This window comes from Spirochaetota bacterium (assembly GCA_035477215.1).
GTDB lineage: Bacteria > Spirochaetota > UBA4802 > UBA4802 > UBA5368 > MVZN01.
The window spans coordinates 12449-25669 of record DATIKU010000056.1 but is presented as its reverse complement, the minus strand read 5'-3'; the positions used below and the strand labels follow the sequence as shown (position 1 = coordinate 25669).

The 13221-nt window shown below is 60.4% G+C and carries 10 protein-coding genes; 2 read left to right on the top strand and 8 right to left on the bottom strand.

Annotated elements, in window-relative coordinates; all coding sequences use genetic code 11:
• Window positions 1–27 precede the first annotated feature (27 nt).
• Window positions 28–678 carry a uracil-DNA glycosylase family protein gene (locus VLM75_14195; GenBank protein HSV98068.1) on the top strand — a complete coding sequence of 217 codons (651 nt, stop codon included), beginning with the start codon at window positions 28–30 and terminating at the stop codon, window positions 676–678.
• Complete coding sequence (gene priA, locus VLM75_14190; GenBank protein HSV98067.1) at window positions 671–2662, top strand: primosomal protein N'; 1992 nt, start codon at window positions 671–673, stop codon at window positions 2660–2662. The genes VLM75_14195 and priA overlap by 8 nt, the downstream gene beginning before the upstream one ends.
• A 7-nt stretch (window positions 2663–2669) precedes the next feature.
• On the opposite strand, the gene VLM75_14185 is transcribed toward priA, so the two are convergent.
• The 8 genes from VLM75_14185 to VLM75_14150 all read right to left on the bottom strand — a co-directional run bounded on the left by VLM75_14185 (window position 2670) and on the right by VLM75_14150 (window position 13209).
• Window positions 2670–3902: a DsbA family protein gene (locus VLM75_14185; protein ID HSV98066.1), complete on the bottom strand. Its 1233-nt coding sequence runs from the start codon at window positions 3900–3902 to the stop codon at window positions 2670–2672.
• Window positions 3899–4417, bottom strand: coding sequence for a hypothetical protein (locus VLM75_14180; protein HSV98065.1), 519 nt, complete (start codon window positions 4415–4417; stop codon window positions 3899–3901). The genes VLM75_14185 and VLM75_14180 overlap by 4 nt, the downstream gene beginning before the upstream one ends.
• A gap of 70 nt (window positions 4418–4487) precedes the next feature.
• On the bottom strand, window positions 4488–5648 hold the full coding sequence (locus tag VLM75_14175; GenBank protein ID HSV98064.1) for a deoxyguanosinetriphosphate triphosphohydrolase: 1161 nt from the start codon (window positions 5646–5648) through the stop codon (window positions 4488–4490).
• Between the two features lie 5 nt (window positions 5649–5653).
• The gene (locus tag VLM75_14170) at window positions 5654–7696 is read right to left on the bottom strand and encodes a tetratricopeptide repeat protein (protein ID HSV98063.1); all 2043 of its coding nucleotides are present in this window, start codon (window positions 7694–7696) and stop codon (window positions 5654–5656) included.
• On the bottom strand, window positions 7674–8120 hold the full coding sequence (gene nusB, locus VLM75_14165) for a transcription antitermination factor NusB (protein ID HSV98062.1): 447 nt from the start codon (window positions 8118–8120) through the stop codon (window positions 7674–7676). Before nusB ends, VLM75_14170 begins: the two co-directional genes overlap by 23 nt.
• Window positions 8121–8585, bottom strand: coding sequence for a 6,7-dimethyl-8-ribityllumazine synthase (gene ribE / locus VLM75_14160; protein HSV98061.1), 465 nt, complete (start codon window positions 8583–8585; stop codon window positions 8121–8123).
• A gap of 151 nt (window positions 8586–8736) precedes the next feature.
• On the bottom strand, window positions 8737–10107 hold the full coding sequence (locus VLM75_14155; protein ID HSV98060.1) for a hypothetical protein: 1371 nt from the start codon (window positions 10105–10107) through the stop codon (window positions 8737–8739).
• 21 nt (window positions 10108–10128) lie between these two features.
• Entirely contained in the window at window positions 10129–13209 is a 3081-nt protein-coding gene (locus tag VLM75_14150) for a cyclic nucleotide-binding domain-containing protein (protein ID HSV98059.1), read from the bottom strand.
• Window positions 13210–13221 lie beyond the last annotated feature (12 nt).

The following is a 13221-nucleotide window of genomic DNA, read 5'->3' as shown; positions in this document are numbered from 1 at the left end:
GCCGGTCGTCCCCGCGCGTGGAAAGACATGTATACCGATTACTCCGATATAGCAAAGGCCCTTCGTGACGGGCGAAGGACCGGGCGGATCACCATCTGCCGCGGAGAAGAAGAGCGCGCTTTTTTAAAGGAGTTCGTCTCGTCTCCCGGCATGGCCGGGGAGCGGCCGGAGCAGGGCGCAACCGCCGGGCGGCCGGGACGGGCGGATGGGGCGTCGTGCGGCAAATGCGGCAACGTGCGCGACCGTAAAAAGCCGGCGGGAAACGGGGAGAACGGGGTCATGATCATTCTCAATCCGCCGTCGATGGTGAGTGGAATGGAGCGCAGAAAGTACCGCGAGGAAGCCACCGATCTCATGAAGAAAATGATGGCGGCGATTGATATCGATATACGGAAATGCTACATCACCAGCCTCATCAAGTGCGATCCGGCCGAGCCAACGATGAGTCCGGGCGGAATGTTCAGAAACTGCGAGCCGATCCTCGAGCAGGAGATCGCGTGCCTGGCTCCGCGCGTAGTCATTGTAATGGGCGACATGCGGCCGCTCAAGCGCGTCAGGGACCGGCACACCGCCGTGTCGTGGTTCGCGGTCGACCATCCGATAGCCCTTATAAACAATCCCGACCTCAAGCGCGGAGCCTGGAATACGCTCAAGCTGGCAAGGGAAAGCATTGACTGAGCGCTCTCCCGGAATCGCTGGGCCCGGTTCTTTCGCGGATGTCTGCGTCGGTTATCCGGTCGAGGGAATGTTTACCTACGCGGTCCCGGAGGGCGTTCCCGTCAGGGTTTTTTCGCGGGTGAAGGTCGACTTCAGGGGCAGGATAGTGACGGCGTTCGTGCTGGAACTGCATGGAAAAGCTCCGTCCGGGTTCGAGGTCAAGGAAATCCGCTCGGTAATCGACCAGTCCCCCATCTTCGACGAACGCCTGCTCGACTGCGCTCACCATGTGGCGGACAACTATTTCGGATCGCTCGGCGAGGCGCTCGCGACGGCGCTTCCCTCGGGCGAGCGGCCGTCGAAGCGCTACCGCCATCCCTTCGGCGTATCCGCTTCCCGCTCGATCGTCCTCACCGACGAGCAGCAGGCGGTGCATGACGCGATCATGGCTTCGTTCGGATCGGCCTCGGCCTTCCACCTGCTGCACGGCATTACCGGCAGCGGAAAGACCGAGGTTTACATGGAGATCGCCCGTCGCTTAATGAGCGAGGGCGCGTCGGTCGTCTACCTGGTCCCCGAGATATCGCTATCGTCGCAGATATTCGAACGGCTCCACGACGTTTTCGGCGAGGCGCTTATCGTCTATCACAGCCGCCTCACGGCCCAGCAGCGTCTCCACAACTGGATGCGTTTTTACTCCGGGGACGCGAAGATCGCCGTAGGCACCCGCTCGGCCGTGTTTTTACAGTGCCCGCGACTGGGGGCCATCATCATAGACGAGGAGCATGACGGCTCGTACAAGGAACACAGTACGCCCCGGTACAACGCGCGCAGGGTGGCGTTTTACCGGTGCAGGAAGGAGGGGGCGCTCCTAATTATGGGTTCCGCCACCCCCTCGGTCGAGTCGCTGTACGCCGCGGAACGCGGCCTCATGAAGCTCCATGCGCTCAAGGGGCGATACGGGAAGGCGGTGCTTCCCGAAATCGAGATTGTCCGCCTTCCGTCAGCGAGGCCCGAGGCGATGCTCTCGACCGCGCTCAAGCTCCACACCAAACGCGCGATCGACGGCGGGCTGCAGGCCATATACCTGCTGAACCGGCGCGGCTTCGCGCCGTATGTCGTGTGCGGCGAGTGCTCCGCGGTGCTTGAATGCCCGCAGTGCAGCATCAGCCTCAATTTCCACAGCGACGGAAACATGCTCTGCCATTACTGCGGATACCAGCGCCGCCTGCCCGAAGCCTGTCCCGCCTGCGGGGCGGAAAGGCTCGAGAAGGTGGGCTCGGGCACCCAGCGCCTGGAGGAGATCATCGCCAATACTTTCCGGGGAAGCCGCATCTTCAGGCTCGACCAGGATAGCTCGCGAAAGAAGGACGCCATCTTCGACCTGATCGAGAAAATGCGCGCGGGAGAAATCGACATACTGCTCGGCACGCAGATGGTCGCCAAGGGTTTCGATTTTCATAATGTCGCGGTGGTCGGGGTGATCCTGGCCGACATAGGGCTCAACTTTCCCGATTTCCGGGCCTCTGAGCGCGTTTTTTCGCTCCTCCTCCAGGTGGCGGGGCGCGGTGGGCGGGGGGATGTCCCGGGGAAGGTGATAATCCAGACCCTTGACGAGAACCACTATGTGTTCGGCTTTTTAAAGAACCACGATTATTACGGTTTTTACCGGCACGAACTCTCCGTACGCCGGGCCCTTGGATATCCTCCTTTTTCGCGCATAACGCGGCTTCTGGCCAGGGGCCCCGACGAGGACGCCGTCGAGGGCGCCATGGCCCGGGTAACGGAGGTGCTCCGCGCGGGGCTGAAGGGGGTCGAGAACACGACGGTCCTCGGCCCGGCGAAAGCGCCGCTTGCCAGAATCGGCGGGAACCATCGCCATCACGCAATCATCAAGGCGCGCGACATGGAGTCAATACGGCCGGCCCTGCGAAAGGCGAGTTCGGAGCGGCTTCCGCGCGGAGTCTATCTGGAAATTGACGTGGACCCCTTCGACATGCTTTAGCCGTATTTTACCGGGGCTTCGCCCCCGTCCCTTTGCCCGAACGAAACTCCCGGTCGATTATGCCAAACAGTATCTCCGCAGGCGGCACCCCTTCAAGCCTTCTTCCCCCGATGATGATGGTCGGTGTCGCGTGTATTCCGAGTCTCCGTGCAAGTTCGAGGTCCCGGGCGAGCAGCTCGTCCGTTTTTCGCGAGTTCATCGTCCCGGTGAATTCGTCGCTATCGGCAAGCCCCGCGGCCGTGGCGGTCGCGGCATCCGGCGAGAAACCGCGTTTAACGCGCTCGAAGTTTCCGAAGTGCGCGAGAAAGTACTCCCGGAATATTCCCATCTGTGACGCGGCGATCATGGCGCGCGATGCGGCACAGGAGCCCGGGTAACGGCTCGATCTGACGTTTGGGTTGCAGGAACGGTCGAGCGGGTAGTGGTAATAGGCCACGCGGATACGGCCGCGATAGCGGGCGAAGAGGTCTTTTTCCACCTCGTAGAACTGGTAACAGGCCCCGCACAGAAAATCGGTAAATACCGAGATTGTAAGACCGCCTTCGCCAAGCGTTAGAGCGCTTTCGGGAAGTTCTGCCGTTTCGGGAACCGTCGAGTAAAAGGCATTGACGTGCTCGGCAATCTCGCTTCTCGGTATCCGTGTGCCGGGCGCTTTCGATTTAATCAGTCCGCCGGCGGAGAATACGGCGATGAAAAGAAAAAAGGTGAACAGCAGGTAAATGGAAAACACGGCCCTGCCGTCGTTCGTTGACGGCATTCTGAACAGTTTCCGATACGACTCCCGCATTCCCTGTTTTTCCCCGCGGTCCGTTTCGCGCCACAACAGGTACAGCGCGACGGCGGATAGCAGGTTGACCGCGTAGGTGGAGACGCAGAGCGTGCAGAAAAGGTCGAGTCGCACAAGGAGCGCCGCGAGGACCATGTTCGCGGCGAGTGAGAGGAGCGCAAGCGGCAGAAGCACACAGATAGCGTCACCGTAATAACGCCCTCCGGCGTAATCGGCCGCGAGGAGCGTGAACAGCATGAAAAGGTAGTAGAAGAGACCGAAGAGCGCGATTGGCGCGCCCAGAATCTCGGCGTAGCCAGAAAGCCCGAGCGCCCGGCAGGGATTGTCCAGCGCGTCGCCGCAGGCGATGAGGCGTTCCTGGATGCCGGGATTATAATGGCCGGCGACCATTACCCCCGAAATAACGGCGCCCGCAAGCGAAAGCGCGATCAAAAGAAGCGTGTACTTTTTCATTCCTGGTCGAGGGCCTCCACTTTTTCAGTGAGCACGATCCGCTGCCCGCACAGCGTGATGTAAAAGGTGTCATCGCTTTCCTCGAGCCGGTCGAGGATCTGAAAGGACGGCGATCTCCTGAATTTGGCCTGAAGCCTGCCTTCTTTTACCCGGCAATACAGGCCGCCCGAGCGGCGGAATCCGAGTGTGCGGATGTCGAGCTCCTCCTCGACGCCGGTGGTCGGCATTACGAATATGCGTTCGAAGTCGCCGAAGCCCTCTATTCTCACGCCGGTGATGAACACGGGGGCATCTTCGACGACGATCGGGTGCACGAAGGGCCCGTAATGAATTACATATACGCCGTCCGCCGTCACGTCGACGGACCGGTTGAAAAAATCAACGATACGCTGGTTCTGAAAGGGTTCGCCGGCGTGCAGCCAGTTGCCCTCGGCGTCTATGCGTATCTCCGCGAGTTCGCCGGTGTCGAAGAGCTCGCGTATGTAGTCCGGTATCTCGGCGTACTCATCGGGCATGGCGCCTCTCGGGTCTGACCTCTGCAGTATTGGTATAACGGGCGAGGAGGCGCGTGGTCCGGCGACGTCCCTACACGCGGATCATCGGGTCCGTAAGTTTCTGGTGTTCCTCGAGCGCGTAACGGTCGGTCATGCCCGCAATGTAATCGGAAATGGTCTGTCGAATCCCGTCGCTCTCGATGCGGTTGAAATAGCTCTCCGGAAGCGCATTCGGGTGCTCGTAATACAGGGTGAACAGATCGTTGATCACCTTCTGCGCCTTTATGCTCATCCTGACCACCCTGTAGTGCCGGTACAGGTATTTCCTGAGAAATTCCTTGAGCTCCCGGTTGGCCTCGTCGATCTCAGCGCTGAACGCGACGGTCTTGCATGATGCCGTCCGTACATCCTCATAGCTCTGTATCCCCATGCGCGCGACGGCGGAGCGCGTGGTGTCGATGAGGTCGGACACCAGGAGGTCTATTATCGTCCGTATAACGGCGCTCACCAGGAGCTTCCGTCCACCGGGCAGCGCCGCGTCGCCGCCGCGCCTCGTCACGGCGATTTTCCATACTGAAAGCCGCCGCACCTCGTCGAGGTCAAGCAGCCGGGACGTGAGACCGTCGTCAATGTCGTGGTTGTTGTAGGCGATTTCGTCGGCATGATCGATGATCTGCGCCTCGAGGGACGGCTGTTCGGCGGGCGCGTAGTCCGATGCCTCGGGGTGGTCGTAAGAGGATGAGTGCTTGATGATGCCCTCCCGCGTCTCCCAGGTCAGGTTGAGCCCCGGGAAGTCGCCGTAGCGCTCCTCGAGCTTCTCGACCACGCGAAGGCTCTGCCGGTTGTGCTCGAACCCGCCCGAATCGGCCATGAGATCGTTGAGGGCGCGTTCGCCCGAATGGCCGAAGGGCGTGTGCCCGAGATCGTGGGCGAGCGCGACCGCCTCGGCCAGGTCCTCGTTGAGCCTGAGCGCCCGCGCGATGGACCGCGCGATTTGCGCCACCTCGATGGTGTGCGTGAGACGGGTGCGGTAATGGTCGCCCTCGTGGTTGACGAACACCTGCGTCTTGTATTCAAGCCTTCTGAACGCGCGGGAGTGGATGATGCGTTCGCGGTCGCGCTGAAACTCCGTGCGATAGGAGTGCGAAGGCTCCGGGTACTGCCGGCCGCGGGAGCGGCCGGAGCGCGCGGCCCACGGCGCGAGCAACGATTCCTCCATCTCCTCAAGATATGCCCGGTGCGGCCCCTTCATCGCCCTCACCTTCGCGCCAGCTCTTCCTCGTAGGCCTGCATCGCCACCTTGCGGTTCATGCGGAGCTCCTCGTTGACGGGATCCTCCTCGATGCCCCTGGTGAAGGACTGCAGGGCCTTTTTATACATACCCTTTTTGAAGTAGCACTTGCCTATGTTGTTGTACGATTCGGCGATCACCTTCGGATCGTTCGTCGCGCGGACGGCCTGGTAGAAGATATCGATGGCCTTGTCGTGCATCTCCTTCTTCGCGTACAGAAGCCCAAGTGAAAAAAGCGCCTCCGCGTCGCCGGGCTTCAGGAGCAGCGCCTTCTGCACGTAGCCGACGGCATTTCGCATGGAGTCGTCGCTCGGCTTCTCGATCTTCGAGGCGAGGATTCCCAGGTTAACGTAAGCGCGACGCGCGAGGTCGGACTTTTCGTTGATTTCGATGACGCGCTTGTATTCCTCGCGGGCGTAATCGAGCAGGTTTTTTTTGTAATAGATCGTGGCCAGGCTGAAGTGGCCCTCCTGGATGTTCGGCCAGCGCCGCAGTATGCGCTGGTATTCGTCCATGGCCATGTCGTAGTGGTTGTTCTCGTAGTAAAAGTCCGCGAGCGCAAGCAATGGCTGGGGATTGTCCGGATTGAGCTCGGCGGCCTTCTTCCACGATTCAATCGCGAGCTGGGGTTTGCCGGCGTGCTTGTAGGCGATCCCCAGGTTGTAGAGCGCGGAATCGTCCTTGGGGCTTATGGCCAGCGCCTTCTCGTATGCCTGGATCGATTCCTCGAAGCGCTGGGCGTCGTCGAGGATGTTGCCCATGTTGAGATAGGCCACGCGCGCGTTTTCCGAGGCCGGTTCGTAGGTGGTAATCCTGTGATAGAACTCGTAGGCCCGGTCCAGGTCGCCCTTGTCGTAATATATTTCGGCGATGCGTGAAAGAACTCGCGCGTTTCGCTTCGAGGTGCCGAGCAGGCGGTTGTAGGTCTCGAGGCTGCGGTCGTAGTCTTTCAGCGAGTAATAGGCCTCGCCCAGGCTCTCGAGCATCGCCACGTCGCCGTGGCCGAGCTCGCCGGCCTTGACGAAGGCCTCCAGTGCCTTTTCGTTTTTGTTCTGCCGGGAATAGACTATTCCCAGGTTGTAATGATTGACGGCGTCGCGAGGGGCGATGGAGACGGCGAGCACCAGGAATTTTTCGGCCTGTGGATAGTCGCGCCTCTCGGTGAAGAGAACGCCGAGCCGTCCGTACGCGCGCGAGGCGACCTGTCCGATTTTATCGGCGGCGCCGGCGCGCTTGAGATATTCGATTGCGGAGACCTCGTCGCCTTTTTTGAGGAGGGCGATGGCCAGGTTATAGAGCGCGGGCGGGTCCTCGGGTGAGGTTTCGAGCGCGGCCTCGTATTCGCGCGCGGCGTCGGCATAGCGGCCCTGTTCGAAGTAGATGTTGCCGCGCAGCACCCTGTTGTGAATATTGCCCGAGTCGGTGTCGACCGCCTTTTCGGCGAACTCCGCCGCCTTGTCGTAGTCTTTCTTGCGCCGGTAGGCCAGGGCGATGTTCCGGTAGATCACCGGATTTTTACGGTCGTAGGTCAGGGCCCGGTTGTAGCTTTCTATCGCTTTGTTGAAATCGCCCTTGTCATCGTGGATGATGCCCGCATAGGTGAGCGCCATGGCCTTTTCCTCGTTGGAGGCACCGGACTCGACCACCTCGGCGAACTCGGCCAGCGCGTCGTTGAAATATCCCTTGTGATAGCTTTCGATGCCCCTTTTGAGATGGATGTTCTCGACCGCGCCTGCGGGGAGCTCCTTTTTGTCGGTGTCCGAGTAGATGGACTCGCCCGCCGTTTTATCGGATGGAGTGAACAGCGACGGTTTCTTGTAGTAGGCGGTGAGCAGAAGGATGGCGGAGACGGCCAGCACGGCGATTCCCGATATGACCGCCACCGGGAGGTATTTCCGGCTTTTGAGGGACTCGGCCAGGCTGAGCCTGTTTCGTTTTATTTCGCCCGGGGCGTCGTCCGTCTCGTCGCCGGAGGAAATGGAAAACCTATTTTTTGTTATCGGGCTCACTCTCCGCTGTTTCCTCCCTATTCAGTTCATATTTATGTATGGCGTCGAGTATGCCGTTTATAAACTGTCCGGAGCTCTCGCCGCCGTAGATCTTCCCGAGCTCGATGCCCTCATTGATCGTGACCGCCGACGGAATGTCCGGGAGGTGAAGCAGCGCGAAAATGGAAAGCCTCAGAATGGACTTGTCGACTGCGCTCAGGCGTTCGAACTTCCAGTTTTTGGAATAGGTCTTTATGAGGTCATCGATCTCGTCCATGTTCCGTAAAGATCCGTCGATCAGCGAGAGGGCGAACTGGCGGATGTCCTCGGATATGTCCTTATCCACCCATCCGAGCGTGGCGAGCTCGTCGGGAGTTGTATGCACCGTTTCGAACATATAAAGTCCCTGGAGCGCATATTCCCGGGATTTCCGCCGGTGTCCCATTTATCGGATCTGTTTGAAGATATTGGCCATCTCGATCGCCGAAAGCGCGGCGTCGAAACCCTTGTTGCCGGATTTCGACCCGGCGCGCTCGATGGCCTGCTCGATACTGTCCGTGGTGAGTACGCCGAAGACGACGGGTATGGAGGCCGCGAGGGATATCTGGGCCACGCCCTTGGATACCTCCGAGGCGACGAAATCGAAATGCGGCGTGGCGCCGCGTATAACCGCGCCAAGGCAGATCACCGCGTCAAAGGAACCCGTATCGACCAGGCGTTTGGCCGCCGCCGGAATCTCGAACGATCCGGGTACCCACAGCACGGTTATGTTGTTTTCGTCGGCGTTGTTTCTTTTAAGGCAGTCAATTGCGCCACCCAAAAGCTTCTGGGTGATGAATTCGTTGAACCGCGATACGACGATGCCGAACCCGAGTCCCGACGCGTCGAGTTTACCTTCTATTACCTTCATGAGCGCGACCGCCTCTGTTTTCATGATACTATGGAGCCGATGCAAAACCTGGAAAATCATCGCAATCCGCGGTTCGCAATTAGTCCATTGATGATCAACCGATATATGACATTATGCTCTGCGGCGAAAGCGCGCTCAGTCAAGCTTTTTTTTACCAGCCGGCGGCGGTCATGACCATGACGACGTGTTCCCATCGAGCGTTTCCGGGGAATTCCCGCCGCCCGATGCCGTGGGTGATCCATACCGGAAGGCCGCCGACGGCGAGAATTCTAACGCCGTAGCCCGAGCCGGCCACGTGTTCGGGGTCCGGGTCGAAGATGCGCGCATAATCGAGGAAGACGTTGATCCGCAGGCGGGAGGCCGCGTCGAAAGCATATTTCAGATTTACCAGGCCGAAGCTCTCCACCCGGAAATTGTCCACGGTGAAACCGTGGACTACGTCGAGGTTGGCGTTGTCAATGGTGCCGCCGAAGCGGGGGCGCGTGAGGAAATCGTTGTCGATGCCTCCTTTATAATGCGCCCTGAATACCAGGTTGTGAGTTCTCAGAAAGAGCGCCCCCGCGGTGAACTCGCAGGAGTAGATTGCGAAGGTGCGCGCGCAGGTCGTATCTTCAAGGATGGGTTCCTCTCCCCATCTCTCCCATTTGTTCCGGATGCCGTACCCGGCCCATGACTCGAGGCTGAAGCCCTGTTTGATCTGGTCGATCCCCTTTTCGGTGAGGCGCTCGATTCCCAGGTCGATGCGGGGAAATAGGTTAATGTGGTCGTTCGGCATGATGAAATCTTCAGGTGCATTGCGCCGCACGAAGAAATACTGCCGCGAATCGAGCGTGAAGCCCGCGTAGGCCCTGAACGGAAGGCCGACCTTCAACGTGACGATCTGCGAGGTGTAGTTCGTGTAGAAGCGCCGTTCCTCAACGACGGCATTTCCCTGAAAGCCGATGTTGGTGCCCGACGCGTACAGGAAGGAGCCCACCAGCGTTTCGCTGAGCGTCGTGTTGTCCCACGGAAACCGCTTCTGAGTGAAGCGCGTCGAGAGCTTGTAGCCGACCCATCTAAGCGAGAAATCCGTACCCGTGCCGAAAATGCCCTTGCTCTCCGAGAGGAAGACCGGGGCGTACAGCGCCTTTCTGCCGCCGGTGGCCGGAATCTCGCCCAGGAAGACGATGATGGATTCGATCTCCTCGCTCGCGCTCTTGTGCATGGAGGAAAGGTCCTCGTGGTCGCGCCCGGGACCGGATTCGACCCGGCGCTTCTCCTGCTTTTCCCGCTGTTTGTACAGCTCGCCCGTCGATATGGTGTCGACGATTTTTCTAACGGCCCTTTTCTTTGCGGCAGGGGGCTTGTCCGGGGAAGTGTCTGCGGCGGGTTTCTCTTTAAGGGGCTCCTCGCCGAAGAGTCGGGCGTTTTCTCCGCGGAGCGCAAGGGCGACGACGGTGAGGGCGCACGCAAGGGAAAGTGCGCACATCGCAGATCTTAGCGCGCCGTGGGTCCGGACGCCCTTCCCTCCGAGCACTGCCATGAAGCCGCCTTCGAGGTCGGATTATGACGCTATCATCTTCCGCAGTCGCCGCGTGATAACCTGCATCACGCTTATCGATATGGATGGATTTTCCTTCAGTGTCAACAGAAAATCCTCGCGGCGAATGGCGAGCAAACGCGAGGGCTTCGTGGTTACGGCACTCGCGCTGCGAGGCTCGCGATCGATGATCGAGAGCTCGCCAAGGCAATCGCCGGCGCCCAGCCGGTCGAGCGTCCTGCCGCCCGTGTGGACCAGCACCTCGCCCTCGTACACCATAAACAGTTCGTCGCCCATATCGCCCTCGGCAATAACGGTGCGGTCCGCGGCGAGATCGATCTCCCTGGTGATGGCCGCGATACGGATGAGCTCGTTGACCTTGAGATCGCGGAATAAAACGTTCTTTTTCAGAAACACTATTTTTTCTATGAGAGAGTCCATTTCAGCCTCCCGTGTCGATTCTGCATTCTGCGCTTCGCCGCGCGAAAGCACGGTCGCGCAATGTCGCATGGCGTCGCGTATTTCAGGAAGAAACTGCCTGTTCTTTTCGGAGACGGCCCAGAGCATCTCGGCCGTCGTGTGGCCGGTCTTCGCGCCGCTCGTGTCCGCGGACCGTCCGGCGTCCTCGAGGACGGCGAGCGCGCGCTTTCCGGCCTTTCCCGATGCGTCGATATATTCCAGAAGATACTCGTCGAGCTCTCTGTCGCGAAGCAGCAGGCTCGATTCGTACAACCTGTCAAGATCGGCCCCCGTGATGGCGCCGAGCGCCTTGAGCATGAGGTGCTTGTGGAGCTCGACGGTGTCCGTGAGCGTCATGTTTATGAATTCGAGCAGGGTCCCCGCGGTATCGTTTTCGGGTGCCCCTTCTATCGAGGAGCGCAGCCGCTTCAGGCGTACAATGGTGTCGATCTCGTAGTCGAGAAAGGACTCCATCTCCTTCACGGCAGGCACCCCTATGCTGACCAGGTAATTGAGATAGTTGTATTTCTGGCTGAAGCTTTTGCGGCTTGCCAGGCGGCGAAAGACCGTCGAGCGGACCTTTTCATCGGGCTGGAAGAGGAGAGTTATGTGGGCAGCCGAAAGGGCGGGTCTCAGGTCGAGGAGCGAGGCGCGGTCCATTTCGGAGAGGGCGTCGGCCATAGAGAAGAAGTCGGCAAGCCTTCCGGGGGTGGCGTCGCGGAAGGCGTACATCACCCTGCGCGCCTTCGATCTGGTCAGGCTGTCGGCGTGCGGGATGATCGCGTCGAAGAGCGCGATCTGGCGCGTCTCGACCGCAAGGTCGACCAGGCGGTCGAGATAATATCCCGGGTGAAGCACCCGGCACAGGGCCAGGAACTCGACCGGGTCGCACTCCCGCGCGCGCACCATGGCGCCGATTTCGTGCAGGCTCTGGAGGGCGAAGCTGTCGGGGTCAAGGCCGGTGGCCGCTACGGGCCCTTCACCGGCAAGGATCAGCATGGCGGCGCGCCACTCTCCTTCGAGCGAAGGTCTTAAATGGGTGTCGATGAGCCTCCTCCGCTCCGCCAGGGGCCTCCCGGCGATGAGCCCGAGCGCCCGTATCCGCACCGATGGCTCGCCGTCGCCGAGCGCACGGTGTATGACCGCCTCGAACGGCTCGGTGCGTGTCGACGAGAAAAGATCGAGCATGCCCTCTTTCGTTTCCCGTGAAAGCCCGTCGTACAACGGGGCGAGATCGGCGGCGCGCTCGACCGACGGGTTCTCGTTAAAGAAGGCCTCGGCGATGAAGACCCTTCCGGCGTCGTCGCCGTGCGGCGGCAGTCCGTCCTGGGGCATCAGCGCAGACGCGTTTGCGTACGCCGAGCCTATCGAGAGACGTTTTCTGAGCGAGGAAAGATACGCCCGGTTCTGAAACAGCGTAACGCCGAGGTAGACCGCCCCGACGCCCGCACCCAGCGCGTAGCCCGCGCCGGGGGCAAGATAATCGTGGATGAGGAGGATACAGCCGCCGCCGGCGATCATTCCCAGCGGGCTTATGATGCCGGTGATGAAGGATTTGACCTCGGCCATTCGTTCGGACGGGGAGGCCGCCATGATGATGTTAAACGCGGGCATGCGGAAGAGGATGCTCAGGTTCTTGCGGAAGAAACGCAGCATGATGCCCGCGGCCAGTCCGGGCCAGGCGGCGGCAAGAAGGACCAGTCCGAGGAAGGACGCGGGATATACGGAGTTAACCCTTCCCACCCCGGCGCCCCGGATGACGCGCGATACGACGAACAGCTGGAGGCCAAGGGTCAGCAGGTCCGAGCCGACGGTATAGGCGCTCAGGAAGGCCGCGAGCTCCCTTCCGGTGGTGAAAACCCTGTTGAATATACCGGCGAAATAAAACTCGGCGATCTGGTTGGCGATGGACATCGCGAAGACCGCCAGTATGGACCAGGCGAAAAGCGGAAAGCGGAGCGCGACGCGCACCTTGCGTACGAGCTTTTCAACGATGCGCATGTCGGGCAGGAGTTCGCTCTCCCGTCGGCCCTCCGGGCCGCCGCCTCCGGCGGGCGGCCGGAGGGCCAGGAGCGGCACAAGCATCAGCGCGCCGCACGAGGCCCACAGGATGATGCCGAGTTGCGCTACATCGTCGGAAAGCAGGCCGAAGATGAGACCCCCGGCGAGGATCCCGCCGAGCTTCCCCCCCCCCATGAGGAACGGGATGATGCGGCGCGAGTTTCGAAGCGAAAGGTAGCGGAAGATGAAGTTGAAGAAATGCATGTCCAGGAAAAAGGTGAACAGGTAGTTCCCCATGTACAGCGCGAACGGCAGCCATTTCTCTCCGCGGAAGCGCTCGAGCAGGGCCGCCGTGATGAGCCCGGTAAAGAGCACGATGAGAACGAGGTAGCCGCGGCGCAGCGAGACTTTCAGAAGAAAGAGGTTGTACATCAGCCCGCCCGCGATGAGCGCGATGCCGTTATAAACGAAGAAGCGCGAGAGTCCCGGCGCACCGTAGGTTTTGAGAAAGATCGTTTCGGTGAATATCTGGCCGGTCGCGTAGAAACAACCGGAGAGCAGGTAGAGCGCGAAAAGCGGGACGGCGTAGCCGAATTCGTCCTGCCGGATCGAAAACAGACGCCATCCCGCCTTCCTGATGTCCATTGATCGGGTATT

What these genes read in the sequence shown, in the direction of transcription:
- VLM75_14195 (HSV98068.1), top strand. Translation starts at nt 28, where the DNA reads ATGTATACCGATTACTCCGATATAGCAAAGGCCCTTCGTGACGGGCGA.
- VLM75_14185 (HSV98066.1), bottom strand. Translation starts at nt 3,902, where the DNA reads ATGAAAAAGTACACGCTTCTTTTGATCGCGCTTTCGCTTGCGGGCGCC.
- VLM75_14180 (HSV98065.1), bottom strand. Translation starts at nt 4,417, where the DNA reads ATGCCCGATGAGTACGCCGAGATACCGGACTACATACGCGAGCTCTTC.
- VLM75_14175 (HSV98064.1), bottom strand. Translation starts at nt 5,648, where the DNA reads ATGAAGGGGCCGCACCGGGCATATCTTGAGGAGATGGAGGAATCGTTG.
- nusB (HSV98062.1), bottom strand. Translation starts at nt 8,120, where the DNA reads ATGGGACACCGGCGGAAATCCCGGGAATATGCGCTCCAGGGACTTTAT.
- ribE (HSV98061.1), bottom strand. Translation starts at nt 8,585, where the DNA reads ATGAAGGTAATAGAAGGTAAACTCGACGCGTCGGGACTCGGGTTCGGC.
- VLM75_14155 (HSV98060.1), bottom strand. Translation starts at nt 10,107, where the DNA reads ATGGCAGTGCTCGGAGGGAAGGGCGTCCGGACCCACGGCGCGCTAAGA.
- VLM75_14150 (HSV98059.1), bottom strand. Translation starts at nt 13,209, where the DNA reads ATGGACATCAGGAAGGCGGGATGGCGTCTGTTTTCGATCCGGCAGGAC.